Annotated in this window: 23 protein-coding genes and 1 tRNA gene; 12 read left to right on the top strand and 12 right to left on the bottom strand. The window is 68.9% G+C overall.

Going from position 1 to position 23,600, the window contains the following annotated elements:
* Window positions 1–50: 50 nt before the first annotated feature.
* Window positions 51–791, top strand: a complete 741-nt coding sequence (locus F8O03_RS14400; protein WP_151424481.1) for an isochorismatase family protein — start codon at window positions 51–53, stop codon at window positions 789–791.
* 382 nt (window positions 792–1,173) lie between these two features.
* On the opposite strand, the gene F8O03_RS14395 is transcribed toward F8O03_RS14400, so the two are convergent.
* Entirely contained in the window at window positions 1,174–2,001 is an 828-nt protein-coding gene (locus F8O03_RS14395) for an SDR family NAD(P)-dependent oxidoreductase (protein WP_151424480.1), read from the bottom strand.
* 111 nt (window positions 2,002–2,112) lie between these two features.
* Here F8O03_RS14395 and F8O03_RS14390 point away from each other — a divergent pair, with 111 nt between their 5' ends.
* Window positions 2,113–3,594: an aldehyde dehydrogenase family protein gene (locus F8O03_RS14390; protein WP_151424479.1), complete on the top strand. Its 1,482-nt coding sequence runs from the start codon at window positions 2,113–2,115 to the stop codon at window positions 3,592–3,594.
* Window positions 3,595–3,640: 46 nt separating this feature from the next.
* Here F8O03_RS14390 and F8O03_RS14385 read toward each other — a convergent pair whose 3' ends face one another.
* Window positions 3,641–3,967: a hypothetical protein gene (locus tag F8O03_RS14385; protein WP_151424478.1), complete on the bottom strand. Its 327-nt coding sequence runs from the start codon at window positions 3,965–3,967 to the stop codon at window positions 3,641–3,643.
* A gap of 99 nt (window positions 3,968–4,066) precedes the next feature.
* On the opposite strand from F8O03_RS14385, the gene F8O03_RS14380 reads away from it, so the two are divergent.
* Window positions 4,067–4,396, top strand: coding sequence for a hypothetical protein (locus F8O03_RS14380; RefSeq protein ID WP_151424477.1), 330 nt, complete (start codon window positions 4,067–4,069; stop codon window positions 4,394–4,396).
* Window positions 4,393–4,665: a hypothetical protein gene (locus F8O03_RS14375; RefSeq protein WP_151424476.1), complete on the top strand. Its 273-nt coding sequence runs from the start codon at window positions 4,393–4,395 to the stop codon at window positions 4,663–4,665. Before F8O03_RS14380 ends, F8O03_RS14375 begins: the two co-directional genes overlap by 4 nt.
* Before the next feature lie 23 nt (window positions 4,666–4,688).
* Here the strand turns inward: F8O03_RS14375 and F8O03_RS14370 are convergent, their stop codons facing one another.
* A complete protein-coding gene (locus tag F8O03_RS14370; RefSeq protein ID WP_151424475.1) occupies window positions 4,689–5,786 on the bottom strand; it encodes a DUF475 domain-containing protein in 1,098 nt (365 codons plus the stop codon).
* A gap of 184 nt (window positions 5,787–5,970) precedes the next feature.
* Here F8O03_RS14370 and F8O03_RS14365 point away from each other — a divergent pair, with 184 nt between their 5' ends.
* Window positions 5,971–7,173, top strand: a complete 1,203-nt coding sequence (locus F8O03_RS14365; protein ID WP_244296298.1) for an alpha/beta fold hydrolase — start codon at window positions 5,971–5,973, stop codon at window positions 7,171–7,173.
* A gap of 70 nt (window positions 7,174–7,243) precedes the next feature.
* On the opposite strand, the gene F8O03_RS14360 is transcribed toward F8O03_RS14365, so the two are convergent.
* Both F8O03_RS14360 and F8O03_RS14355 read right to left on the bottom strand, forming a co-directional pair.
* Window positions 7,244–7,615, bottom strand: coding sequence for a RidA family protein (locus F8O03_RS14360; protein ID WP_151424474.1), 372 nt, complete (start codon window positions 7,613–7,615; stop codon window positions 7,244–7,246).
* A gap of 105 nt (window positions 7,616–7,720) precedes the next feature.
* A complete protein-coding gene (locus F8O03_RS14355; protein WP_244296297.1) occupies window positions 7,721–9,640 on the bottom strand; it encodes a BCCT family transporter in 1,920 nt (639 codons plus the stop codon).
* Between the two features lie 270 nt (window positions 9,641–9,910).
* Between F8O03_RS14355 and F8O03_RS14350 the strand changes: the two genes are divergently transcribed.
* A complete protein-coding gene (locus F8O03_RS14350; protein ID WP_104311127.1) occupies window positions 9,911–10,366 on the top strand; it encodes a YbhB/YbcL family Raf kinase inhibitor-like protein in 456 nt (151 codons plus the stop codon).
* Window positions 10,367–10,415: 49 nt separating this feature from the next.
* Here the strand turns inward: F8O03_RS14350 and F8O03_RS14345 are convergent, their stop codons facing one another.
* The 3 genes from F8O03_RS14345 to F8O03_RS14335 all read right to left on the bottom strand — a co-directional run bounded on the left by F8O03_RS14345 (window position 10,416) and on the right by F8O03_RS14335 (window position 13,112).
* Entirely contained in the window at window positions 10,416–10,991 is a 576-nt protein-coding gene (locus F8O03_RS14345; RefSeq protein WP_104252401.1) for a hypothetical protein, read from the bottom strand.
* A gap of 19 nt (window positions 10,992–11,010) precedes the next feature.
* Window positions 11,011–12,159 (bottom strand): zinc-dependent alcohol dehydrogenase, encoded by a 1,149-nt coding sequence (locus F8O03_RS14340; protein ID WP_151424472.1) that lies wholly within the window; start codon window positions 12,157–12,159, stop codon window positions 11,011–11,013.
* A gap of 140 nt (window positions 12,160–12,299) precedes the next feature.
* Window positions 12,300–13,112, bottom strand: coding sequence for an MBL fold metallo-hydrolase (locus F8O03_RS14335; protein ID WP_151424471.1), 813 nt, complete (start codon window positions 13,110–13,112; stop codon window positions 12,300–12,302).
* 112 nt (window positions 13,113–13,224) lie between these two features.
* Between F8O03_RS14335 and F8O03_RS14330 the strand changes: the two genes are divergently transcribed.
* The 3 genes from F8O03_RS14330 to F8O03_RS14325 all read left to right on the top strand — a co-directional run bounded on the left by F8O03_RS14330 (window position 13,225) and on the right by F8O03_RS14325 (window position 15,213).
* Window positions 13,225–13,992, top strand: coding sequence for an alpha/beta fold hydrolase (locus F8O03_RS14330; protein ID WP_151424470.1), 768 nt, complete (start codon window positions 13,225–13,227; stop codon window positions 13,990–13,992).
* A gap of 149 nt (window positions 13,993–14,141) precedes the next feature.
* Complete coding sequence (locus F8O03_RS18125) at window positions 14,142–14,312, top strand: hypothetical protein (RefSeq protein ID WP_167516589.1); 171 nt, start codon at window positions 14,142–14,144, stop codon at window positions 14,310–14,312.
* A 52-nt stretch (window positions 14,313–14,364) separates the two neighbouring features.
* Entirely contained in the window at window positions 14,365–15,213 is an 849-nt protein-coding gene (locus tag F8O03_RS14325; RefSeq protein ID WP_151424469.1) for a phosphatase PAP2 family protein, read from the top strand.
* A gap of 171 nt (window positions 15,214–15,384) precedes the next feature.
* Here the strand turns inward: F8O03_RS14325 and F8O03_RS14320 are convergent, their stop codons facing one another.
* Complete coding sequence (locus F8O03_RS14320; protein ID WP_151424468.1) at window positions 15,385–16,596, bottom strand: ATP-grasp domain-containing protein; 1,212 nt, start codon at window positions 16,594–16,596, stop codon at window positions 15,385–15,387.
* A 183-nt stretch (window positions 16,597–16,779) separates the two neighbouring features.
* On the opposite strand from F8O03_RS14320, the gene F8O03_RS14315 reads away from it, so the two are divergent.
* On the top strand, window positions 16,780–17,865 hold the full coding sequence (locus tag F8O03_RS14315; protein ID WP_151424467.1) for an NERD domain-containing protein: 1,086 nt from the start codon (window positions 16,780–16,782) through the stop codon (window positions 17,863–17,865).
* A gap of 77 nt (window positions 17,866–17,942) precedes the next feature.
* Here the strand turns inward: F8O03_RS14315 and F8O03_RS14310 are convergent.
* The 3 genes from F8O03_RS14310 to gltX form a co-directional block, all read right to left on the bottom strand.
* Window positions 17,943–18,017: transfer RNA gene (locus F8O03_RS14310), tRNA-Gln, on the bottom strand.
* Window positions 18,018–18,115: 98 nt separating this feature from the next.
* On the bottom strand, window positions 18,116–19,201 hold the full coding sequence (locus F8O03_RS14305) for an NAD(P)/FAD-dependent oxidoreductase (RefSeq protein WP_151424466.1): 1,086 nt from the start codon (window positions 19,199–19,201) through the stop codon (window positions 18,116–18,118).
* Window positions 19,202–19,662: 461 nt separating this feature from the next.
* Window positions 19,663–21,186, bottom strand: coding sequence for a glutamate--tRNA ligase (gene gltX, locus F8O03_RS14300; RefSeq protein ID WP_151424465.1), 1,524 nt, complete (start codon window positions 21,184–21,186; stop codon window positions 19,663–19,665).
* A 141-nt stretch (window positions 21,187–21,327) separates the two neighbouring features.
* On the opposite strand from gltX, the gene F8O03_RS14295 reads away from it, so the two are divergent.
* Complete coding sequence (locus F8O03_RS14295; protein WP_208851875.1) at window positions 21,328–22,710, top strand: AAA family ATPase; 1,383 nt, start codon at window positions 21,328–21,330, stop codon at window positions 22,708–22,710.
* Window positions 22,694–23,524, top strand: coding sequence for a DUF4435 domain-containing protein (locus tag F8O03_RS14290; protein WP_151424464.1), 831 nt, complete (start codon window positions 22,694–22,696; stop codon window positions 23,522–23,524). Before F8O03_RS14295 ends, F8O03_RS14290 begins: the two co-directional genes overlap by 17 nt.
* Window positions 23,525–23,600 lie beyond the last annotated feature (76 nt).

Below are 23,600 nucleotides of genomic sequence, written 5' to 3'. Positions count from 1 at the left end.
ACTTCCGCTTCCAGCTCAACCTCCCCCGCAACCCCACGAAGGGAACCACCATGACCACCACCACACCAACCGCCTCCACCGCCGAGAAGCAGGCCGGCAGCAACACGGTGACCGCCGACAACGACACGGTGTCAGCAGACAACGACGCCGTGTCAGCAGACAACGATTACGCGGCCGCGGGCTTCGGCCAGCGCCTCGGCTTCGGGAGGAAGCCCGCCCTCATCGTGATCGACTTCGTGGACGCGTACCTCGTCGAGACGTCGCCGCTCTACGCGGGCGTCGAGGACGAGCTCGCCTCGGCCGCCCGCGTGCTGCAGTCGGCGCGCGCCGCAGGCATCCCCGTGCTCTACACGGTCGTCGAGCAGGACACCGGCCCGACGGGCGGCGGCGTCTTCGCCCGCAAGGCCGCTGGCCTCGCGACGCTCGCGACCGGCTCCCCCCTCGGCGCCATCGCCGCGCCCCTCACCCCCGCCGCGGGAGAGCCGATCCTCTCGAAGAAGTACGCCAGCTCGTTCTTCGGCACCTCCCTCGCCACCGACCTGACCGTCCTCGGCTGCGACAGCGTGATCCTCGTCGGCCTCTCGACCTCGGGATGCGTGCGGGCCACGGCCGTCGACGCGTGCCAGCACGGCTTCATCCCACTCGTCGTGCGCGACGCCGTCGGCGACCGGCGCTCGGAACCGCACGAGGCCGCCCTCTTCGACCTCGACGCGAAGTACGCCGATGTCGTCAGCGAGCACGACGTCGTCGACTACCTCGCGGGCATCGCCGCCGTCCCCGCGACCAGCTAGACGCAGTCTCCGCGCCTGCCTTCGCGGCACGCGCCGCAGGAGAGCCTGTTCCATCAACGTTGTGGCGAAGTGCTCGCGGGGGCACGCCCGACAGCACCTCGCCACAACTCTGCGCGCCCATCCTCAGCTCAACAGCAACCACAGACAGCCCCCGACCGTGCGCCGACCCCGCGCTCGATCGACTGCCGCGCCTGACGCCCCCACAAACCACCGCAGAAACCACCGCAGAGTTGTGGCGAAATGCCCTCTGGGGCACGCCCGACAGCACTTCGCCACAACTCTGCGCACTGGGTGCGGGTGCGGATGCGGGTGCGGGTGCGGGTGCGGACGCGGATGCGGCGCGCGGATGCGGCGCGCGGATGCGCGCGGGCGCGCGGCGCCGTCAGCCCGCGACGACGTGCGCGCTGCTCGCCGCGGCGAAGGCCTCAACGGCTGACAGCGTCGGGTCCCAGAGCTTCGCGATGACGCGCGCCCCGGAGACGCTCGCGCTCTCGGGCGAGCAGAGCCAGACCGCCGGCGCGGCCATGACCTCGGGCGACAGGAGGTTCCCGTCGGCCCCCTTCCGGTCCGGGCCAGCTGGCAGCAGCTCGGTGTCGGCCGCCCCGCCGGGCAGCAGCAGGTTGGCCGTGACACCGGTGCCGGCGAGGTCGGTCGCCCACGAGCGGGTCATCGCCTCGAGCGCGGCCTTCGACGGGCCGTACGGGGCGTAGCCGGGGCGGACCATCGTCTGCGCGCTCGTCGACACGTTCACGAGCCGCCCGTCGCCCTGCGCCAGGAAGCGTGGCATGACGGCCTGCGACATGACGAACGGCCCGTTGACGTTCGTGTCGATGATCTGCGCCCACGTGGCCGGGGGCACGTCCCAGAAGTGCACGGGGTCGGTCGTGAAGGTCTCGCTCACGAGCCGCATCCCCCGCCCCGCGTTGTTGACCAGCGCGTGCACGCCCCCGAAGCGCTCGACGGTCGCCTCGACAACCTGGTTCGCTCGGTGCGGGTCGCTGACGTCGGCGACAAGCGGCAGCAGCAGCTCGGCGCCGCCGGGCAGCTTCGCGGCGTCAGCCACCACCTCGTCGAGGGCAGCGGATGCCCCGCTCGCGGTGATCGTGACGGCGTAGCCTGCCGCTCTCAGCGCGAGGGCCATGACGCGGCCGAGGCCACGCGACCCGCCCGTGACGATGGCGACTCTGACGGTGGTGGTGTGTGCATCCATGCATCAAGATTGCGTGCAATATGCGCCGCAATGACCCGGAACTGACAATTTTTCACACGATCGCAACATGGATTGCATGCGATATACGCAATCGGAGCCGATCATGGTCACATGCATCTCGACTCCTTCATCAACGGGCGCCGCGTCGCCTCCCCCGCCTCGATCGAGGTCATGAGCCCCATCGACGGGCACACGGTCGTCGGCTCGGTCGCGACGACGAGTGCCGAGCAGGTGCGCGACGCGCTCTCCGCTGCCCGCACCGTCGGCACCTTCTGGTCGCAGCTCCCCGCGGCCGTCCGCGCACGTCAGCTCATCGATGCGATCGAGGACGCGGCGGCGATCCCCGACCACTCCGGGCAGCTCATCGCGAGCGAGATGGGCAAGCCGGCGCAGGATGCGGACGGGGAGTTCCAGTTCGCCCGACGGCTCGCCGCGTTCTGCGCCGCGAACATCGAGGCGATCTGCGCAGACCAGGTCATCGACGACGACGAGGGCACACTCCTGCGCATCGTCGAGCCGATGGGCGTGGTCGCCGCGATCACCCCGTGGAACGCACCTGTCATCCTCGCCGCCCTCAAGGTCATCCCGGCCCTCATGACGGGCAACACGATGGTGCTCAAGCCCTCGCCGCTCGCGCCGCTCGCCGTGACCGCGTTCTACTCGGCGATCGCCGCCCGCCTCCCCGACGGGGTCCTCAACCTCGTGAACGGCGAGGGCGAGACCGGAAGCGCCCTCGTGGAGAGCGCGGACGTCGACCTCATCTCCTTCACGGGTGGCCCCGCCGCGGCGCGCGCGATCGGCGCCGCGGCCTCGCGGACCATCCGCCCCACGGTCATGGAGCTCGGCGGCAACGACGCCGCCATCCTGCTCGACGACGCCGACTGGGGTCCGGAGCTGGCCGAGCGGGTCGTGTTCGGCGCGATGCTCACGAGCGGGCAGGTGTGCATGGCGATCAAGCGCGTGTACGTGCCTCGCGAGCGCCACGACGAGTTCGTCGCCGACCTCGTGGCGGCGGCCCGGCGGGTGCTGCGCATCGGCGACCCCAGGCTCGAGGGCGTCACCATGGGCCCGGTCATCAGCGCCGAAGCGCGCACCCGCCTCGAGGCGCTGCGGCAGCGGTCAGTGGATGCGGGCGGCACGGTCACCGAGTTGGGCTCGCTCGACGAATCGGTCACCCCGGGCGGCCACTGGGTGCGGCCCGCGATCGTGACCGGGCTCAGCGACGCCGACGAGCTGGTGCGCGAGGAGCAGTTCGGGCCGATCCTGCCGATCCTCGCCTACGACACCGTCGATGAGGCCATCGATCGCGCGAACGGTGTCGAGCACGGACTCGCGTCGTCGGTGTGGAGCGTCGACATCCCGCGAGCGCAGGCCGTCGCGCGGCGGCTCCGCGCAGGGTTCACGTTCATCAACTGCGCCAACCGGGCCGGCGTCTCTCTGCGAGCCCCCATGGGCGGCCGCGGTGTGAGCGGCCACGGCCGCGAGTTCGGGGACCTCGGGTTGTCCGAGTACGTGCAGAGCCACAGCATCAACTACCCGGCGACGGCACGCGTCGGCTCGGCGATGGCCGCGAACCGCTACCCGGGAGCCTGACCGAGGCCCGGCAGCCGGGGCAGGCGCGGCGAGCGGAACAGGCGGGTCAGCGCGTGCCTGCCCCGTGCATCCATTCGTCGCCGCTGCCGTCGAGGGAGTCCTGCACCGCTTCCTCGGCGTCGGCGAGCGCCTGCTCCGCGGCGTCCAGCTCGAGCTTCGTCGCTCGCTCCGCCTCGAGGCGCTCACGGTCCGCCGCCTGTCGCTCGGCGCGATCGCGCAGCGACAACGCCTGCGAGTCCGGCAGCTGCAAGTCTTCGCTGCGCAGAGCCGCGAGCCGCGAGCGCAGCTCCCGGGTGCGCAGGTACGCCTCGCGGACGCGGAGCATCAGATCGGGTTCCGACTGCTGGCCTGCTTCATCTGCGCGCGCGTTCACAGGACAGAGCCTAGAACGTCCCGACGTCGCCGCCGAACGCGCAGCGGCCGCGCGCAACGGCCGCGCGCAACGGCAACGTGCATCCGGTAGACATGACGCATGACTCTCGACGACCGGGGCCGGACGATCCGCATGTGGATTCTCGCGAGCGTGATCGCCCTCGTGTTGGCGGCACTCGCGACGTGGTTGTTCTTCCCGCTCGAGATGGAAAGCTACTGCGGGCGCGTCGGCACCGGCCCCGAAACGTGTCTCGAAGCGCGAAGCTCCGCGGTCGGCCTCCCCACGAGCTTCTCGTCCTTGACGCGAGCCGTGGGGGCGGCGGTCGCGACGCCCTTCATCGTGGTTGTCGTGATCCGCTACGTCCGGAAGCAGCGAGCCCTGCGAGCCGGTGGCGCACCCCGGGGAGACTCGGGGGCCCAGAGCGCATGACCCCTCCGTTCCTCCGCCCTCGGTCGACCGCGCGGATTTGGCTCTGGACGGCCGTCATCGTCGTCCTGATCTCGCTCGCGTTGGCCCCGGTGCTCACGTCGACGACCTGCTACGACTCCCCCGATCCGGCCTTGAGCTACTGCGAGAGCGCCCAGCTCGGTTTTGCCGGCAACCAGACGAACGGCTGGATCTGGCTCGCCGCCATCCTCGCCACCGGAGCAGTCGGCTGGCTCCTCGCTCGGCGCCACAAGCGGCGCGACCCGCGATAGGCGCGGCGCGGATCGCCCCAGCGTCACCGCACGTCCGCGCGGGACCTCGCCTCAGCATCCTGCCGCTGCCCAGCGAGCCGCACCCGCTTCGCCCGAAGCCGGGCGCGCGGCCGCAACGAGGTGACGAAGGCCGCGAGGATGACCGCCGACCCGGCCCAGGCGGCGACGGCTCCCGGAATGGGCACGACGAGGCTCGTCCACAGCAGCACGCTGAGCAGCCCGAGCACATAGGCGGCCCCCGCCTTCAGGTGCCGCAGCTTGGAGAGCCCGTCAGCCGAGACGACGCCGGACGTGAGCCCGGCGAGGAACACCGCCCCGATGAGCACCGCCGTGCCCGCGACCATCGCCTGCACGGCGGGCACCGGAACGATCGTCACCGACTGCAGCGTCGAGACGCCGTCGAGGATCTCGAAGACGAGGAAGATGACGAGCGCCCGCTCGACGATGACGGTCGAGGCGTGCGCGTGCAGGCGGAAGGCGCCGACCCCGCCGCGGGCCCACTTCGAGACGCCCTTCGAGAGCGCGTAGGTGAGCCCGCCCGCTGCACTCCAGGCCAGCACGTGCGGGCGATCGGCCGGCGCGACGAGCGCTGCGACGAGCAGGGCACCGGCGGCGGCCGTCGCCCACGACCAGGCCCACGGATGCTGCACTCGCGCGAGCGCCGCCTCCGGAGCCCCCATCCACGGTCGCCTCGTGAGCCGATCCGTGTTGAAGAGGTACTCGGCGAACACGAGCCACACGAACACCGCCCCGAACGCGGCGATCGCGGGGCGCACCTCGAGGAGGTCGGCCGCGAACTCGCTCGGCTCGACCACCGCCTCCACCATCGCCCCGCCCGCGTCGCCCTCATCGGTCGCGACCGCCAGCGGAGGCAGCAGGAGTCGCACGGACACGACGCCGACCACCAGCCCGAGCGAGAGGAAGAGCTGGCGAGCCCGGGAGTCGATGCGCGACGCGACGCCCGCCATCGGCACCGACGAATCCGCCGCCATCGCGATCTCGAGCGTCACCAGGAGAACCAGCGCCAGCGCCACCTGCGGGCCGAGTGCGACCCCCGCGACGACCGCGGCGACGGCGGTGAGCAGGGCTGGAACGATCACGATCTGTCGGAGTGCACGCATCCGGGGTTCCTCTCGTCGTAGTTCGTCGAGCGGAGCCCCATCGCACCAGGACGCCCAGACGAGCAGACGAAGGTGAACGCGCGCTGGCTGCCTGCGTCACCGGACGCAACAGGACGCGAATCAGGGATGCGAGAGCTTCGAACCGCCCAGTCAGCACCGTCTCCCGCCCTGCTAGCTTGAGCGCGTGGCCCCGCAGATCCCCCCGCAGATCCCCCGGCAGCTCGCCGACCGGCACACGCGTCGCCTGCGCCGCCCGGCCACCGAGCGCACGCCGGAGTTCGACCTGAGCTACGCGCGCACCGGGCCCCGAGCATCCACCCCCGTCGTCGTGATCCCGGGCGGCCCCGGCCTCGGGTCGCTCCTCCCCTACCTCGGCTTCCGCCGGCGCGCCGCCCAGGGCGGGCTCGACGTGATCATGGTCGAGCACCGCGGCGTCGGCTTCTCGCGCGCCGACCTGCGCGGCCGCGACCTGCCGGCGTCGGCGATGCGCATCAGCGACGTCATCGACGACATCGCCGCCGTGCTCGACCACGAGGGCATCGACCAGGCGCACATCGTCGGAGCCTCCTACGGCACGTACCTCGCGTCGGCGTTCGGGGCCCGCTACCCGGAGCGCGTCGCCGGCATGCTGCTCGACTCAGCTCTCCAGTCGGCCGAGTCGCTCAACCTGGAGCGCCGCACGGTGCGCGAGCTGTTCTGGCACGGTGACACCGCCACCGCCGAGGCCGTGCACGCGCTCATCGACCGGGGCGTCGACTCGCGCATCCTGCTCGACGTGGCCCGGGCCGCGTACGAGCTCGGCGGCGACGAGCTCCTCCTCCCCGTGCTGCGGCAGCGCGCCAACCACGCGCACACGGCCGCCTGGAGCGCCCTCCAGCTGTACGCGACCCGCGACCGCTCGATCGCCAGGCTCCCCGGCATCTACGAGTTCGACCTCGCGGGCGTCATCGGCTTCCGAGAGCTCGGCTACGGCGGCACCCCGGACGGGCTGCCCCTCGACCCCGCCCTCACCTACTCGGAGATCGCCGACCTCTTCCCCGCCTTCGCGGGCGAACCCTTCGACCTCGCCGCCGAGACCCCGACGTTCACGTGGCCGCTCGTGCTGCTCGTCGGCACACGCGACCTGCGCACCCCACCGCCCATCGCCCGCGCCGTCGCGGCGACGGCACAGGATGCGGTGCTCGTCCACATCGAGAACGGCCACTCCGCCCTCGAATCGCACCCGCTCGCACTGCTCAACGCGATCCGCGCGCTCGTGCGCGGCCGAGCGCACGCCCTGCCCGGAGCCTCAGCGCACCTCAACCGGCTGCCACGCCGGGGGCTCGCCGCGCGCATCCCGGAACTGCTCGGGGCCGCGACCCTCATCGAGAGCACGGTCCGGCCGTAGCAGCCGTGCGCGCAGCAGACGCGGGGCCGAATCCGACCCCGCGTCCGATGGGCAGTGCTTGCCGCCGAAGCTACTCGCTGATGACCGCGTCGACCTCGACCTCGAGCAGCAGATCCTTGGCAACCAGGCCGGCGGTGCCGATGAACGCGCACGCCGGGCGAATCTCGCCGAAGACCTCGCCGTGCACGGCGCCCACGGCGTCGAAGTCGCGCTCGATGTCGACGAGGAACACTCGCGTGCGCACGACGTCACTGAGCGAGGCGCCCGCCTGCTCGAGCGCGGCCCCGATGCGTTCGAAGATCTCCCGCGCCTGCTCTTCAGCATCGACACCCGGGGCCGTCGTGCCGGCCACGAAGACGAGGTTGCCGACCTTCACGGCCCGCGAGTAGCCGACCGTCGCCTCGTAGGGCGAGCCGGAGGAGATGTTCGTGCGTTCGGTCATGGGGGCTCCTTCTTGTGGTCAGGTTCCGCATCCGTCTGGGAAGCGCGTCCTGGCAGGCGATGTCAGGGAGAGCATGCCATGCGGGCGGGCGCCGCGTGAACCGCCTCAGACTCCGACACGGCCCCCGCCGTCATCGCGGTCCAGCTCCGGCTCCCCGGACTCGAGCGCCGCCCGGACAGTCGGCGCCTCGATCCGCGCCGGGTCATCGGCATCCGGTCGGTCCGCGTCCGCTCCCTCCGCATCAGCCTTCACCACGTCGAGCATCCCCGTCGTGGCCTCCGTGTACCACTCGGTGAGCGCCGGGTCCGCAGTATCGAGCCACGCGCCGGCCCCATGCTCCGCCTCGACGACGCTCGCACCGAACACGAAGTCGTCCCCGTGCTCGGCGATACCAGCGCGCACGCCCTCGTCGATGGCCTCCCTCGCGTACCGGCGGCGCATCATGTACGGGTCCGTGCGCAGGTCCTTCGCCCACGCCCACATGATGCCCATCACGACGAACGCGAACGGCAGCGCCGTGACGACCATGATCGCCTGCAGCCCCGACAGCGCATCCCGTCCGCCCGCGAGCAGCAGCGACGCAGCGATCAGGCCGAGCATGAGGCCCCAGAAGATCGTGACCCAGCGCGATGGCTCGGCTTTGCCCTGCTGGCTCATCGACCCCATGACGATGGACGCGGAGTCCGCGGAGGTGACGAAGAAGATGATGATCGACACGAGCGCGACGACACTCGTGATGGCCCCCAGCGGGAGCTCCGCCAGCAGGGTGAAGAGCTGCGCCTCCGCCGAGCCGGCCGCACTCACGCCAGCGCCCTGCGTCTCCAGCCACATCGAGGTTCCCCCGACGATGCCGAACCAGACGAGGCACACTGCGGACGGTACGACGATGACGACCGTCACGAACTCGCGCAGCGTGCGACCGCGGGAGATCTTCGCGATGAACAGGCCCACGAACGGCGTCCACGACACCCACCACGCCCAGTAGTACGTGGTCCAGGCCTGCATGAACACCTCCGTCTCCTCGCCCATGGAGGCGTTGCGCATCAGCATGGTGCCGAGTTCGCTGAAGTACGTGACGCCGGCGGCTGGGATGAGGTTCGCCAGCAGCAGCGTCGGGCCGGCGACGAGCACGAACAGGCCGAGGAGGCCCGCCACGACCATGTTGATGTTCGAGAGGATGCGGATGCCCCGCTTCACACCAGACACGGCGGACAGGATGAAGAGGGCCGTGAGCACGGCGATGGCCCCGATGATGAAGCCGTTGCCGAGCGTGCCGAGCCCCGTCACCATCTCCACGCCCGACGCGATCTGCAGGGCGCCGATCCCCAGCGAGACGGCCGTGCCGAAGAGCGTCACGAGGATCGCGAAGATGTCGATCAGCGGGCCGAACCAGCCCTGCGTGCGCTGCGAGAACACCGAGTCGAACAGGGCAGAGATCAGCGGCGGACGGCCGCGGCGGTAGGCCGCGTAGGCGATGGCACCGCCGACGAGCGCGTAGTAGGCCCAGGCCATCGGCCCCCAGTGCAGCACGGTCTGCGCGATCGCCGTGTGCATCGCATCCACGCTGCCCGGGGCGACATCGAAGCCGTGCGGCGGCGCCAGGAAGTAGGTGAGCGGTTCCATCGGCCCGTAGAAGAGCAGACCGATACCGATGCCAGCGGAGAAGAGCATCGCGATCCACGAGACCATCGAGAACTCTGGCTTCTCATCGTCCGCGCCGAGGCGCACCCCGCCCGTGCGGCCGTACCCGACGACGAGCATGAAGATGGCGACGACGATCGTGAGGAGCGAGAACAGCCAGCCGAAGTTCTCCGTCACCCAGTCGAGCGACACGGAGCCGACGGCCGAGATGCTCGCCGGGTCGACGAGAGCCCAGGCGATGACCGCGACGACGCCGGCGCCGGCGACCCCGAACACCCACCAGTTCGTCCGGAACGACCGCCCCGTCTCCTCGACGCCGATGCCGGGGATGAGCGCCGGATGCAGCGGATCCGGATCGATCACCTCCCGGATGATGCGCGACATGGGCCTGCGTTGAGGCCCGAACGTCGCCGGCTCGTGCGCGGATCGGGAGGGTGGTGCGTCCTGTGAGTTCATGGCGTGCGGTGCATCCGTTTCTCTCGGGGGAAGGCAAACGGGGTGCAACGTTACCCGAAGGGCTTCCCGCCGCCGAGTCGAGCGCTCACCGCCGCGACCGTCTCCGGACGCCGCGACGGGCGCTGAGCAAGCTCGGAGGCCCGCGCGCAAGACTTGTCGAAGTCACGACGCTCACATCCCCAGCATCGAGGAGACCCAATGCCGCTCAACATCGCCGACCTCACGATCAGCAGCCCCGACTTCGAGGCCGGAAGCCGCCTCGCGGACACGTTCAGCGCCGACGGGGGCAACACCGCCCCTCGGCTCGAGATCACGGGCGTCCCGGCCGACGCCGTCGAGCTGGCCCTCATCGTGCACGACCCGGATGCGCCCATGCCGCTCGGCTTCACGCACTGGATCGTGTACGGCCTCCCAGCCCAGGACGGACCCGTCGACGCCACCGCCGACCACGCCAGGACCGCCGAGAACACGGCGGGCAAGAGCGAGTACATGGGGCCCCAGCCGCCGGAAGGCCACGGCGACCACCACTACTACTTCACGGTCTACGCCCTCGACCACCACGTCGAGGGAACGCCGTCCCGCGAGGAGTTCCTCGACGGGTACGCACGCGCGATCATCGAGCAGAACCGACTCGTCGGCGTGTACTCGAACTAGGCGCCTCGCCCGGGTCGCGGCCGCCCTCGCGAGGCGCCCGCGCGCCCGCCTATCTCCGCCGAGCGCGCACGATGCGGGCGGCGCCCACGGCGAGGAGCGCGCCGCCGGCGATCCACGGCCCGGCGACGAGCAGCGGGTCGACCCACGCGTGCCGCTGGTCGACGCGTCTCGTGCGCAGCCGATCCGCGCCTGCCCCCTCCTGCAGCTCCGCGAGCGCACCCGTCTCCCGCAGCGGCAGGTCGGGACGCCCTGACAAGACCGAACGCGCGGCAGCTCCTGCCACGTCGAGACGGTCCGCGAGCATCAGCATCAGCCAGTGCGCCGCCCGCGCCTCGCTGAACCGCCGGTAAGCGTACCGGCGGACGGCGCCTGAGACCCCGTGGAGGGGCTGCGCCGTCCCGAACACGGGCGTCAGGAACGCATGCTCGATCGAACGCTCCCGCGGCGCCTTCTCCTCCTGCCGCTCCGGGAACTCCCAATGCGCACCGGTCTCCTCGGGGGCGAACCGCTCCCGGGGAACCGCGGGACGGTCGGCCGGGTCGAGGTCGGCGCCCCACCCGGGGATGCGGCGCCGGAGCTCCTCGGCGGTCGGCGGCGGCGTTGGCGTGTCGGCGACGTAGGCCATGATGCGCTGCTCCTTCTGGTCAGTCCGTGGGTGGAACGATGACGGGCTTGATGCAGCCGTCGAGCTTCGCGGAGAACAGGTGGTACGCCTCGGGTATCTGATCGAGCGGGATGCGGTGCGTGATCATGTCCCTCGGCGACAGGTAGCCGGCGCGGATGTGCTCGAACAGTCGCGGCCACTGGCGCTTCACGGGTGCCTGGTTCGTCCGGATCGTGAGGCCCTTGTTGACCGCGTCGCCGAATTTGACGGCGCTGAAGATGGGCCCGTATGCCCCCATCACCGAGACCGTGCCGCCCTTGCGGACCGAGTCGATCGCCCAGTTGAGCGCGATCGGGGAGCCGCCCTGCAGCTTCAGCTTGGCGCCAGTCACGTGCTGCAGCAGGTTGCCGTCGGCCTCCGCCCCCACAGCGTCGATCGCCACGTCGGCGCCCCGGTGGTCGGTGAGGCGCTTCATCAGCACGACGACGTCGTCGTGCTCCGCGAAGTTGACGGTCTCGGCGAACGCGAGCTCCCTCGCCTTCGCGAGCCGGTACTCGAGGTGGTCGATGACGATCACCCGACCGGCCCCCATGAGCCATGCCGACCTGGCGGCCGCGAGCCCCACGGGCCCCGCGCCGAACACCGCAACCGTGTCACCATCCGCGATGTCGCCGAGCTGCGCCCCGAAGTAGCCGGTGCTGAAGGCATCCGTGAGCATGAGCGCGTCCTCGTCGTGCAGCCACTCCGGGATCACCGTCGGTCCGACGTCGGCGAAGGGCACCCGCACGCGCTCCGCCTGACCGCCGTCGTAGCCTCCCGCCGTGTGCGAGTAGCCGTAGATGCCACCGGCGGCCGTGGCGTTCGCGTTCACGTTGTGACAGTTCGAGATCAGTCCCCTGACACAGAACCAGCACGAGCCGCAGAAGATGTTGAACGGCACCATGACCCGGTCGCCCACCTGGAGCCGCTCCACGGAGGAGCCGACCTGCTCGACCCGGCCGATGAACTCGTGGCCGAAGGTGTGACCGACTCTCGTGTCGGGCAGGAGCCCGTGGTAAAGATGCAGGTCGCTGCCGCAGATCGCTGCGAGCTCGACTCGCACGATCGCGTCGTTCGGGTGCTCGATCACCGGGTCCGGCTTCTCGTCGACGCGGACCCGGTACGGCCCACGGTAGACCATGGCTCTCACGGCGCCTCCCTCGGTCGCTGGTGCATCTTCGCTGGTGCCTTGCGCCCGACGTTAGGCGGGCGGCCGCCCGATTTCAGGGCGTTGCCTTTGCCGGAATCGTTTGCTATGCGGGCCCCTCGAGAACCGCGGCACCACCGCCGCTACGAACGCCCCGCGGCTCTCGCGGCGGCGACGGCGTCGCTCAGCTCCCCCGTCCACGCAGCCCCGTGCCCGGGGAGCATCGTGCGCCGCCCGAGCTCGGCGATGGCGGCGAGTGAGCGCAGCGCTCGAGGCGAGTCGGCCGTGGCCGCTCCGGCAATGATGCGCGGCCCCTCGTGCCCCGTATAGGGGTCGAGGGTCACGAGCGCGTCGCCGGTGATCGTGGCACCTCGGTCCGGGAAGTCGAGCGCGCAGTGCCCCGCAGTGTGCCCCTGCGTGAGGACGACGTTCGGACGACCAGGGAGCTCGGACGGCCCGGCAGGAAGACCCTCCGGGAAGCGGTCGAGGCCGCGCACCCGCAGCGCCCCGGCTCGCGCCATCCGCAGCAGCTGCGCCGCCCCCTTCGGATACCGGAGCGGATACCCGAAACGCGGCCGCTCGTGCCGGTAGCGGTACGGGTGGAGCGCGAGGTACGCATCCGCCAGATGCACGTGCACGCTGCACCCCACCTCCTCCTGCAGCCGCCTCGCCATGCCGACGTGGTCGAAGTGGGCATGTGTCAGCACGATGGCCCGGAGGTCGGCAGGGGTACGCCGCAGCTGACGCAGCGCGTTCAAGAGATGCGGGTACGTGTTCGGCAGGCCGGCGTCGACGAGCAGCAGGCCCTGCTCGGACTCCACGAGGTACGTGTTCGTGTGCGCCTGCGTGAGGCGGTGGATGCCGGGGGCGACCGACTGCGTGAAGGTGACGTCTGGGGATGCGAGTCCAAGAACCACGATGTCCGTCCGATCTGTCAGCGTGACTGGGCCTTCCATCCGTACCACCGACGATGGCCAGGAAGGGGGCCTTGCCATTCGCCGTCCGACTGTGCTCACACTGTGGACTTCCACTCCCTTCCCCTGACCATCGCGGAGAGCGAGGTGCACGATGCCGCCGAGCAGCGACCCCGAGCGCACGGTGCGCACGGTCACCGTCCAAGGCCTGGACTTCCGCGTCCACGAGGCGGGACCTGTCCGTGCCCATCAGGTGTTCGTGCTCGTCCACGGCATCGGCATGTCCCACCGGTATCTGCGCCGCCTGCAGGTTTCGCTCGCGACCGATGCCCTCGTGCTGACGCTCGACCTCCCCGGGTTCGGGTCGTCGCCGCTGCCGAAGCGCCCGATCAGCATCCCGGAGATGGCGACTGCGCTGGGCCAGCTGCTCGGGATGCTCCTGCCCTCGAAAGCCGTGCTGGTCGGACACTCCATGGGCACGCAGTGGATCACGGAGCTGTCCATCCTCGAACCGGCGCTCGTCGCCGGCGCTGTGCTCATCGGTCCCGTCACCGACAGGCGCCGCCGGGCCCTCAGCGCGCATCTCCTGAGGCTCGCAGCTGACTGCACGCGCGAGCCAGCGGACGCGAACGCGCTCGTCTTCAGCGACTACCTGCGCTGCGGCCTGGGCTGGTACCTGCGGCAGGCGCGCGCCATGATCGCGTACCCGCTTGAGGATCGACTCCCGGACGTGACTGTGCCCGTGCTCGTCGTCCGAGGAGCCCGCGACCCGATCGCCCCGCACGACTGGTGCGTCCTCCTCGCCGCCCGCGCGGCATCCGGCAAGCTGCTGACGATCCCCCACCACAGCCACATGGTCCAGCACACCGCCGCTCCGGCCGTCGCGGGCGCGCTCCAAGCGTTCGCCGACGCCGCGCTGTAGCACAAGCAGCGCGGACGCCGACTGCCCACCCTGGGCCGGAAGTGCCGACGCCGGCAACCGAGGTGCACCACATTCCACGCGGATTCTCTACCCCTCATATTCGGCTCCGCCCTCGGAAAGACTGAAGCGCACGAGACGAGGAGGCGGCCATGTCCGACCATGCTGAATCATCAGGCCTCCCTGCGGACCCTGCAGCGGATGAAGACCAGTACTGGGACGTCTACTTCCGGTCGGCGATGCCTGATGAGATCCTCGCCCTGTGCGCGATCACGGCCATGCTCACCGTGATCGTCGGCATCGTGGTCCTCGTCCTGGCGTGAACCGCGGGAGGTCACAGGCAGCACCCCGGCGCCTGCCCCTACATTGGGGGCCGTGACCCACCCCCGCGATTCCTCCCAGGGTGTCGAGGGCGAGCTCGCCCAGGACACCGCGTTCGACGACCGCGTCGCGCGAAAAGCCGACTCCAGAACGGCGGTTGCCGTCCGCCAGGGCATCCAGCGCGTCGGAGACAAGGTCGGTCCGAACAGCGCGCTGATCCTGCTGCTCGTGATCGGCGCGGCGATCGTCCTCGGCCTCAGCATCCTCGCCGCCGAGATCTACGAGGCCGTCACCGACCGGGACGGCGTCGCGGGCCTCGACCAGCCGCTGCTCGACTACGCGATCACCCTCAGATCCCCGCAAGCCGACTCCATCATCACCGCGTACACCGACATCGCCGGGCAGATCGGCATGCCCGTCATCGCCGTCGGAACACTGCTGATCCTGTCCATCCGCCGCCGATCGTGGACACCGGCCATCCTCATCGTCGCCGCGGGCGGCGGCTCGCTGCTCATGACGGTCGTCGGCAAGAACTTCATCGGGCGCGTACGCCCCGAGCAGTCGGAGGCCGTGCCCCCGTATGAGACCTCGGCGTCGTTCCCCAGCGGGCACACCCTCAACGCGGTCGCCGTCATCGGCGTCATCGCCTACCTGCTCATCCTGCGCCGCCAGACCCGGCGCGCCCGAGTCCTCATCGCCCTCGGTGCCGCGCTCTTCGCGATCACCGTCGGCCTGTCCCGCGTGTACCTCGGGCATCACTGGTTCACGGATGTGCTCGCCGGCTGGGTCCTCGGAGCCGCCTGGCTCGCGCTCGTCATCTGCGCGCACCGCCTGTACCTGCTCATCCGCGAGCAGCGGCATGCCCGGCAGCTCGAGCAGACGGCCCAGGACCGCGCCGTCTGAGGCGATGCGTCCTGCCACGAGCCTCCCCTACCGCGCGATCGCCTGATCGGGGTCGCCGGCACCGCACGACTCAGCGAGCGATGCCCTCCGCCACACCGAACGTGGCGGAGGGCATCCTCGTTCAGAGGCCACCGCAGCTGCCGACAGTGATGCGGGCGGCGGCCAGGCAGCTCAGACGCGCTGCTCGTGCACGGCCTCGAGCGCCGCGCGGTCCTCCGGCAGCATCCCGTCGATGGGCTCACCGTTCCAGACGATGTCGGCACCGAGGGCGGCGAGCAGCTCCGTGCGCTCGCCGTGCGAGAGCTGGGCCCCGTGCACGATCGTCGCCGGGCTCCACAGCATCGCGAGCTCGTCGTGCCACCCCGCGCCGACGTCGCGGACGTGGAGCAGGTCGTGGAGCGACTTCGGAAGGTGCTTGATGGGCTCGGCGAACGCATCCGCGAGCACCGCCAGCTTCACCTGCCGCTCGACGCCGGGCGCGACCACGAACGGCTCGGGGTTCGTGCCAGCGAAGGCCTGCGAGACCTCCTCAGCCTCCAGCAGGATGACGCCGCTCGTGGGCCGCGGGTTGCATTCGATCGCGAACAGCCCGCCGTCGTTGTCGACGAAGTCGAACGAGAGCTGCCCCGTGTAGCTGGAATCGAGCGCGTCGACAAGCTTCTGCGTGTAGTCGAGCGTCTCCGTGCTGTCGATCGCGAGGAACGAGATGCCCGTGCTGTGGGCCCACTGCTCGGGCGCGCGGTACGTGCAGTGCGCCGTCACGCGGCCGTCGACGACGATGCTGTACGTGCAGATCATCGGCCCATCCACGAACGGCTGCACGAGCCACGGCTGGTCGGGGGTCGGAACAGCCTCGTCCACCGACATCTTGCCGGCGAGCGGTCCCGTGTTCGTGAGCAGCCCCACCCCGCCGCGCGAGAACGCGGCACGCGCGAAGTACCTCGGGTACTGGTCGATCGCCGCCTGCAGCTCCTCAGGACTGTTCGCCACGATCGTCTCCGGCACGGGGACGCCGGCCTCGATGGCGAGGCGCTTGAAGCTGGCCTTGTCGTGCAGGCGGGCGAGTTGCTCGAACCCGCCCGTGAAGACGCTCGTGCCGTCCGGCAGCTCGTGGCCGCGGGCCGCGAGGTAGAAGGCCTCCTCGAACGTCGGGATGATGACGTCGATCCTGTGCTCTTCCACGATGTTCACGAGGTCTCCGATGAACTCGTCCGTGTTGAATCGCGGCGAACTCGTCACGAAGTGGCCCGCGAGGTACTTGGAATGATTGCCGATCGCTCCGGCGTACGTGTCGCTCGCGAACACCGTGTGGCCTGTGCTGCCCAGCTTTCGGATGAGGTCGAGCGCGAACGTGTTCCGGGAACTGGTGACGAGCACTCGCACGGGGAGATCCTCTCGAAAGGGAAGCGGGGTCCCGCCAGCCTAGTGAGGCTGGCGTCTGCGCCGGAAGCCGGAGTGTGTTCGGCTCCCTGCAACTCCCCGTCGAACTCCCCTGATCACCCCCACGCGTGCTCCGCCCGCCCGGCGTTCCCGCCCGATGTCGGTGGCCGGTGCTGTACTTGGCGTATGGACACTCAGGGGTGGGTCGCGGTGAGCTTCGTGCTCGGTGCAGCAGTCGCAGTCATCGTCGCGCTCGTCTTCAGGGCTCGGGCGAACAAACGCTGGAAGGCCACGCTCGATGAGCGCGAGAACGCTGCAGAGGCTGAACGGAAGGCGCTTGCCGCCGAGGCGGAGCGAGCACACGCAGCGTTCGACGAGCGACAGCGGGAGCTCCTGCGGACGACGGATGCCCGTCTTGAACAGCTCGCGCAGGCCCACGACCAGGAACTCCAGCGACGCCAGATGGAGCTCCACCACCACCAGCAGCAGGCCAGGCGCTCCCTGGAGTATGAGCTCATCTCGAGGGCGGCGATCCTCCAGGGCTGCGCGACCCTTGGGCTGGACGGGGTACTCGCCACCAATACGTGCATCCTCGTCGAAGCAGGCTTGAGCACCAACCGATACGTGACGCAGATCGACCACGTGCTCATCACAACCGCCGGGGCGCTCATCGTCGAGCACAAACGCTGGCGCGGAACCATCTTCGACGGCATCCGACCGAGCGCCGCGAGCACCTCGTACAAGAACCTCATCGACGACTCCAGACTCGATCCACCCTTCGCCGTGCAGATCGCACCCCGAAGCGGCCCGTTCAGAGGCGGCGAAGAGGAAGCCGGCGGGCTCGTCGTGCGCACGCACCTCGGCTCCAAGTCACCGCGCAAGCAGGTCAGAGCGCAGGCCGTGCACCTCTCCAAGCACCTCGACGAGCACCTCGGCGGTGCTCCCTGGATCGAGACGTGCGTGTTCTATTCGAGTTCCGACGCGACCGTCTTCACCGAGACGCGAGCCGGCACCGCGCAGGAGGACAAGACAGCCGTCGTCGCGGGCGAGCGGGAGTTCCTCGACCTCCTCGTGCGCCGAGAGCGGACCACGCGGGAGCGCCTCGACCATGACCTCGTGGAGCGGATGGCGGCGCTCCTGCACGCGGGCGGGGCCAAGATCGATGGCTTCGGAGCGTTCTCGCGCGGACCGGCAGCGCTCCTCGCCAGTGAGGTCAACCCGGTCCTGGACACCCCGCCCGCCCCAGCGATGGTCGATGCGCCCACGGGGTGACCCGGACGACAGAGCGCAGGTACGCGAAAAGGCCCCGCTCAGCGGGGCCTTTTTCGTGTTGCCTGTGTTGCTCAAACTGGCTGGGGTACCTGGACTCGAACCAAGAACAAAGGTACCAGAAACCTCCGTGTTGCCAATTACACCATACCCCACTGGCACCGAAGCGCCTCAGAGAGCATAGCGCACTCCCGGAGGCTGAACAAATCAGCGTGTCAGCGACCGGAGGCGAGAGCCGCGCTCCAGAGCCGAGCTACAGGCCCAGGAGGTCACGATCGACGGCCATGCCCGTCTCCGCGCCGTTGCCCGCGGCGACGATCAGCATCTGCGGGCCAGGGCCCGTCAGCTCCCCGGTCGCGTAGATTCCCGGCACGCTGGTGCGGCCGTGCGCATCCGCGGCCACGAGCCCGAGGCCGTCGAAGTCGATGCCGAGCTCACTCGCGAAGTCGAGCTTCGCCACGTAGTTGGGGCGCACGAAGACCGCCTCCGCGGTCACGACATCCCCGTCGGCGAGGGCGACCCCCGTCACTCCTCCTGGGCCGCCCTCGACGTCGACCACCTCACGTGTTTCCACGACCACGCCGCGATCGACGAGGTCGAACTCCTGCAGCGCCCCGAGCTGTCCCTGTCCCGCGAACACGGTCAGCGCGCCGGTGAAGCGCGTCAGCTGCACCGCCCGCTCGTACAGATCCGTCACCCCGGGCGCGGCGATGACCGAGACTCGGCGGTCGCGCTGCGTCCATCCGTCGCACTCGACGCAGCTGTGGATGCTCGTGCCGTAGAACGCGCGCAGCATCGGCAGCGCCGGCAGCACCTCCGTGAGCCCGGTCGCCAGGATCACCGAACGCGCGAACACCGCACGCGCCGGCGTGCCGCGCACGCCCTTCGCCTCGACCGCGAACCGGTACGGCACGCGCACACCACCCCGGCGACGAGACGCGATCTCGCGCGGATCCGTGCTGACACTCGAACCGTCCTCGGCGGGGACGCCGCCCGCCACGAACGCGAATGCCCCCTCGAACGCGGCCCCCTGCGAGGCCTCCGCGCCCGCCGACTCCTCGTCGCTCAGCGCGCGCACCCGAGAAACCTGGGCGAATTGGATCTCCGCATCCTCGTACGCCTCGACGTCCTCACGCCCCAGCCTGCGCAGCTCGTTCGGAGCCGTGTGGTCACGCGTCAGGAAGCCGTGCGCCTCGAGCGTCGCCGAATGCCGGGGCCGATTGCCGTCGAGCACCAGCGTCGAGTACCGGTGCCGCGCGAGGATCAACGCCGCCTGCAACCCCGCTGGCCCACCCCCGATGACGACGACGTCGTAGTGCGTGCCCAAGGCCTCGGTCATGCAGTCCTCCCGGAGTCTCCCGCCCGCAAGCTCAGGCCAGCGGGCATCCTCTGAGGGTATCCTCACCCGTCCCGACGTGCGAGGGCCGGCGCGCTCCGCGGGCGTCCGCCCCGGACACAAGTCTCGGGATGGGTTAATCGCTTCGGGATGGGAAAGAAACCATCCCGAAGTGTCTTACCCATCCCGAAACAAAGGGGTGAGTGCTCGACGAGCGGGTCAGTGCTCGACGAGCGGCCGAGCAAACCGCGGAACATTCGCGCGCACCCGCATCGACCCGCGCACGCCGACTGCACCTACACCGACTGCGCCTACGCCGACTACGCGACGACACCACCTCCACCCCCGGACACAAATCTCGGGATGGGTTAATCGCTTCGGGATGGGAAAGAAACCATCCCGAAGTGATTAACCCATCCCGAAACGAGGGGGTGAGCGCGCGGGCCGCGCGCGGGCCGCGCGGGCTACGCGGCGAGGCGCGAGGCGAGCGAGCGGATGCGCGCGAGCGACTGCTCGCGGCCGAGCAGCTCGAGCGACTCGAAGAGGGGCGGGGAGATCTTGCGGCCGGAGACGGCGACGCGGATGGGGCCGAACGCGACGCGCGGCTTGAGGCCGAGGCCGTCGATGAGCGCGCCGCGGAGCGCCGCCTCGATCTGCTCCGTCGTCCACGCATCCGGTGCGTCGAGCGCGTCGAGGGCCGTGATGGATGCGTCGAGCACGCCGGAGACGTCGCCCTTCAGCGACCCGACCGCCGTGTCCTCGACTTCGAGATCTGCGGCGTCGACGAAGAGGAAGCCGAGCATCTCCGGGGCCTCGCCGAGGAGCTGCATGCGCTCCTGCACGAGCGGCGCGGCGCGGCCGAGCAGCTCGAGCTGCGCATCCGTCGTCTCGAGCGGGAGCACCCCGGCGAGCTGCAGCGGGGCGACGAGGCGTGACGCGAAGTCGTCGGCGCCGAGCAGGCGCATGTGCTCGCCGTTGATGGCCTCGGCTTTCGTGAGGTCGAAGCGTGCCGGGTTCGGGTTGACGTCTTCCACGTCGAACGCGACGATCATCTCGTCCATCGTGAACACGTCGCGGTCGGCGGCAATGGACCAGCCGAGCAGGGACAGGTAGTTGAGGAGCCCCTCGGGGAGGAAGCCGCGGTCGCGGTGGTGGAAGAGGTTGGACTCGGGGTCGCGCTTGGAGAGCTTCTTGTTGCCCTCGCCCATGACGTAGGGCAGGTGGCCGAAGCGCGGGATGAACTCGGCGACTCCCACGTCGATGAGCGCGTGGTAGAGCGCGATCTGGCGCGGCGTCGATGAGAGGAGGTCCTCGCCGCGGAGCACGTGGGTGATGCCCATGAGCGCGTCGTCGACGGGGTTCACGAGCGTGTAGAGCGGCTTGCCGTTCGGGCGCACGAGCACGAAGTCGGGGAACGAGCCCGCCTTGAATGTGATCTCGCCGCGCACGAGGTCGTCGAAGGAGAGGTCGGTGTCCGGCACCCGCAGGCGCAGCGCGGGCTCGCGCCCCTCGGCCTTGAGGCGGGCGATCTCGTCGGCGGACAGGTCGCGCTCGTAGTTGTCGTAGCCCATCTTCGGGTCGCGACCGGCGGCGATGTTGCGCGCCTCGATCTCCTCGCCCGTCGCGAAGGACTCGTACAGGTGGCCGGCGTCGCGGAGCTTCTGGATGACGTCGAGGTAGATGTCGGTGCGCTGCGACTGGCGGTACGGCTCGTGCGGCCCACCCACGTTCACGCCCTCGTCCCAGCCGAGCCCGAGCCAGCCGAGGCCGTCGATGATCTGCTGGTAGCTCTCCTCGGAGTCGCGCTCCGCATCCGTGTCCTCGATGCGGAACACGAAGGTGCCCCCGGTGTGCTTCGCGTAGGCCCAGTTGAAGAGGGCCGTGCGGATGAGCCCGACGTGCGGGGTCCCCGTCGGCGACGGGCAGAAGCGGACGCGGACATCGCTGCCCGTTGCGGTGGTTACGAGCGAAGAAGAGGATGCAGTCATGAGGCCCCCAGCTTACCGGGGCGTGGGCGCTCACCAGAGCGTCCACTGTGGCCTTCGACCCAGAAGCTAAAACGATTCGATTACGAAACTGCTCAGAGTGTGCTTTCCTATGTTCTACCGAAGCTCAAGGGGAGAAGCAACATGCGAATTCAACAGATACAGGTCCGTGGTCTCTTTGGTCATGTCGATCACATCGTCCATTTTCGCGAAAACGAGCCAACAATGCTCCTAGCCCCCAACGGAGCGGGCAAAACACACCTCCTCAAACTCACTGCAGCCGCACTGGCACTTGATGCACGAATCCTTCTGGGCACCTCGTTCAGTGAGTTCAAAGTTAGGTACGCGGATGGCCGAGAACTGGTCGTCGAGCGAGAAACGGACTCCTTCGATACCGCCCAAATCGTTGTGCGCGCGGAGCCACACGAGGAAGACGAAGAAACACTCGCCGTGAGCCAGGAGGAACTGGACGCATTTGAGCGTCGACTACCTCCGGAAGTCCGCCGCACGGGGCCGAACCGGTGGATCGACGAGAGAACCAACAGGCCACTGAGCGCCACAGACCTGGAGCGCCGGTACGGTGCGCGCGATCTCTCGTTACTGTCGAGGCTGGACGACCACCCGTCCATCCGTGCGCTCTGCGGGGCTCCCCAACCGATTTTCATCGACACCTGGCGCCTGGACGCACGCTCGGACAATGTAGGACTCCTGGGCGCTTGGGGTAAAACTACGAGCCGTTCTCCGTCGAGTGCTGCGTCGCGGATTCGCGGTTATACCGAAAAACTACGGGATGAGATTGCGGAGGCGAGGCGCGCTTCAGTCCGCGTTACTCAGAGCGCCGACCTTAGCTTTGCAGCACGGGCGCTAGCTGCCGCCAAGCTAAGCGTGAACGAGAGCGATCTGCACAATCGCTATAACCGCACGGTCGAACGGTACGAGGCCCTGGCCCACAACGGCCTTGCGGTGGGGGCTGCACCAATTCCATTCCCCAGCAGCACAACCCCGACGGTGCGTCGGATCCTGAGTGTCTTTTTAGACGACTGGGATCAACGATTGGAACCACTCCTGCCAGTGAATGCGAAACTGCAATTGCTGCGTGAGATTCTCGATGGAAAACTAGCCCCGTCCGGGAAGCGAACTGCAGTGTCACCCGAAGGGGGCCTGGACTTCCTCAGCGCATCAGGGAAAAGACTCCTAGTGTCGCGGCTCTCTTCTGGCGAGCAACACTTGGTCGCGCTATTCACTCTTCTTTTATTTGCGGCGCAGCGGGGCTCTCTCGTGCTTATCGACGAGCCCGAGATTTCCCTGCATGCCGCATGGAAACACTCGTTTCTAGCAGACATCTCCAGAATCGCAGCCGCTAACGATCTTCAAGTAGTATTCGCGACACACTCCGCCAGTATCGTCAACGGTCGGTGGGATCTGGCCGAAGAACTCGAACTACCCGCCATAGCGTCCTGGAACGCTGATCAGATTTCCGAGTCTGAGCCAGAGGAAGAGGAAGACGTTGATGTCGACCTTGCGTGAACTGGATCGGGTCGAGGACCGCATCCGCCAACACCGACAGGTTGAGAAGCGACCAGTTTTGCTTGTGGAGGGCCCTGACGACGTACTCGTGATGAGGCCTCACATCGCTCCAGAAATAGTATTCGCTGCCGGGACCAGGAGCAACGTCATTAGAGCCGTGAGCGCGTTACAGGAATGGGGCATGCCCGGGGTGCGCGCCATCATCGATGCCGACTACGATCCCAGACCCGCGAACGAGGCCATTTTCAGCTACGACGCACGAGACCTTGAAGGCATGTTGGTGCGAATGGGCGTACTCGATCTCATCATTGATCACCTTGGATCTGCGGAAAAGATCAAGAAACTTAACGGAGCCTCAACGCTCGTTGCGAAACTAATACAGCTTGGCGAAGAAGTAGGCGCCCTGAGAGCCTCAAACAGAGAGAACGGATGGGGCCTGCCTTTCCGAAACGTTGACCCCGCATCCAAAACCGACATCAGGACACTAGTCTTTGACCGGGACAGGTACATTCGCGCCCTCATCCAGGCCAGCGAGACCGAGGTCACCTTTGGAGAGATTAACGACGCACTTTCAACCCTTGCCAAGGATGAACTCGGCCCGAACGGCAAGGATGTACTGTCATTTGCGGCAGTGGCGCTTCGAAATGCAGCCGGCACCTTGCACAAGGAAGCTTGTAGCTCCGCTGTTCTCGGGGCGCAGCTGCGAAGCAGCTGCGCCCTGGAACTTGAGCGGTCAGAGTGGATGACCATGATACGAACCGCCGTCGACGAGGCAAGCAACGAGATCACGCATCCGCGTTCTATGGCCGAGTGACCGTACACCGCGAGACAAGAATCACCAATTCTCGAGCTGGCAGTCCTCAAGCCCGAGCGATCCGGTATTCGACCAT

The organism is Pseudoclavibacter terrae (genome assembly GCF_008831075.1).
GTDB lineage: Bacteria > Actinomycetota > Actinomycetes > Actinomycetales > Microbacteriaceae > Pseudoclavibacter > Pseudoclavibacter terrae.
The sequence above is the reverse complement of the archived record's forward strand: the minus strand, read 5'-3'. Positions and strand labels throughout refer to the sequence as shown.

What these genes read in the sequence shown, in the direction of transcription:
- F8O03_RS14400 (WP_151424481.1), top strand. Translation starts at nt 51, where the DNA reads ATGACCACCACCACACCAACCGCCTCCACCGCCGAGAAGCAGGCCGGC.
- F8O03_RS14395 (WP_151424480.1), bottom strand. Translation starts at nt 2,001, where the DNA reads ATGGATGCACACACCACCACCGTCAGAGTCGCCATCGTCACGGGCGGG.
- F8O03_RS14390 (WP_151424479.1), top strand. Translation starts at nt 2,113, where the DNA reads ATGCATCTCGACTCCTTCATCAACGGGCGCCGCGTCGCCTCCCCCGCC.
- F8O03_RS14380 (WP_151424477.1), top strand. Translation starts at nt 4,067, where the DNA reads ATGACTCTCGACGACCGGGGCCGGACGATCCGCATGTGGATTCTCGCG.
- F8O03_RS14375 (WP_151424476.1), top strand. Translation starts at nt 4,393, where the DNA reads ATGACCCCTCCGTTCCTCCGCCCTCGGTCGACCGCGCGGATTTGGCTC.
- F8O03_RS14370 (WP_151424475.1), bottom strand. Translation starts at nt 5,786, where the DNA reads ATGCGTGCACTCCGACAGATCGTGATCGTTCCAGCCCTGCTCACCGCC.
- F8O03_RS14360 (WP_151424474.1), bottom strand. Translation starts at nt 7,615, where the DNA reads ATGACCGAACGCACGAACATCTCCTCCGGCTCGCCCTACGAGGCGACG.
- F8O03_RS14355 (WP_244296297.1), bottom strand. Translation starts at nt 9,640, where the DNA reads ATGTCGCGCATCATCCGGGAGGTGATCGATCCGGATCCGCTGCATCCG.
- F8O03_RS14350 (WP_104311127.1), top strand. Translation starts at nt 9,911, where the DNA reads ATGCCGCTCAACATCGCCGACCTCACGATCAGCAGCCCCGACTTCGAG.
- F8O03_RS14345 (WP_104252401.1), bottom strand. Translation starts at nt 10,991, where the DNA reads ATGGCCTACGTCGCCGACACGCCAACGCCGCCGCCGACCGCCGAGGAG.
- F8O03_RS14335 (WP_151424471.1), bottom strand. Translation starts at nt 13,112, where the DNA reads ATGGAAGGCCCAGTCACGCTGACAGATCGGACGGACATCGTGGTTCTT.
- F8O03_RS14330 (WP_151424470.1), top strand. Translation starts at nt 13,225, where the DNA reads ATGCCGCCGAGCAGCGACCCCGAGCGCACGGTGCGCACGGTCACCGTC.
- F8O03_RS18125 (WP_167516589.1), top strand. Translation starts at nt 14,142, where the DNA reads ATGTCCGACCATGCTGAATCATCAGGCCTCCCTGCGGACCCTGCAGCG.
- F8O03_RS14315 (WP_151424467.1), top strand. Translation starts at nt 16,780, where the DNA reads ATGGACACTCAGGGGTGGGTCGCGGTGAGCTTCGTGCTCGGTGCAGCA.
- F8O03_RS14305 (WP_151424466.1), bottom strand. Translation starts at nt 19,201, where the DNA reads ATGACCGAGGCCTTGGGCACGCACTACGACGTCGTCGTCATCGGGGGT.
- gltX (WP_151424465.1), bottom strand. Translation starts at nt 21,186, where the DNA reads ATGACTGCATCCTCTTCTTCGCTCGTAACCACCGCAACGGGCAGCGAT.
- F8O03_RS14295 (WP_208851875.1), top strand. Translation starts at nt 21,328, where the DNA reads ATGCGAATTCAACAGATACAGGTCCGTGGTCTCTTTGGTCATGTCGAT.
- F8O03_RS14290 (WP_151424464.1), top strand. Translation starts at nt 22,694, where the DNA reads ATGTCGACCTTGCGTGAACTGGATCGGGTCGAGGACCGCATCCGCCAA.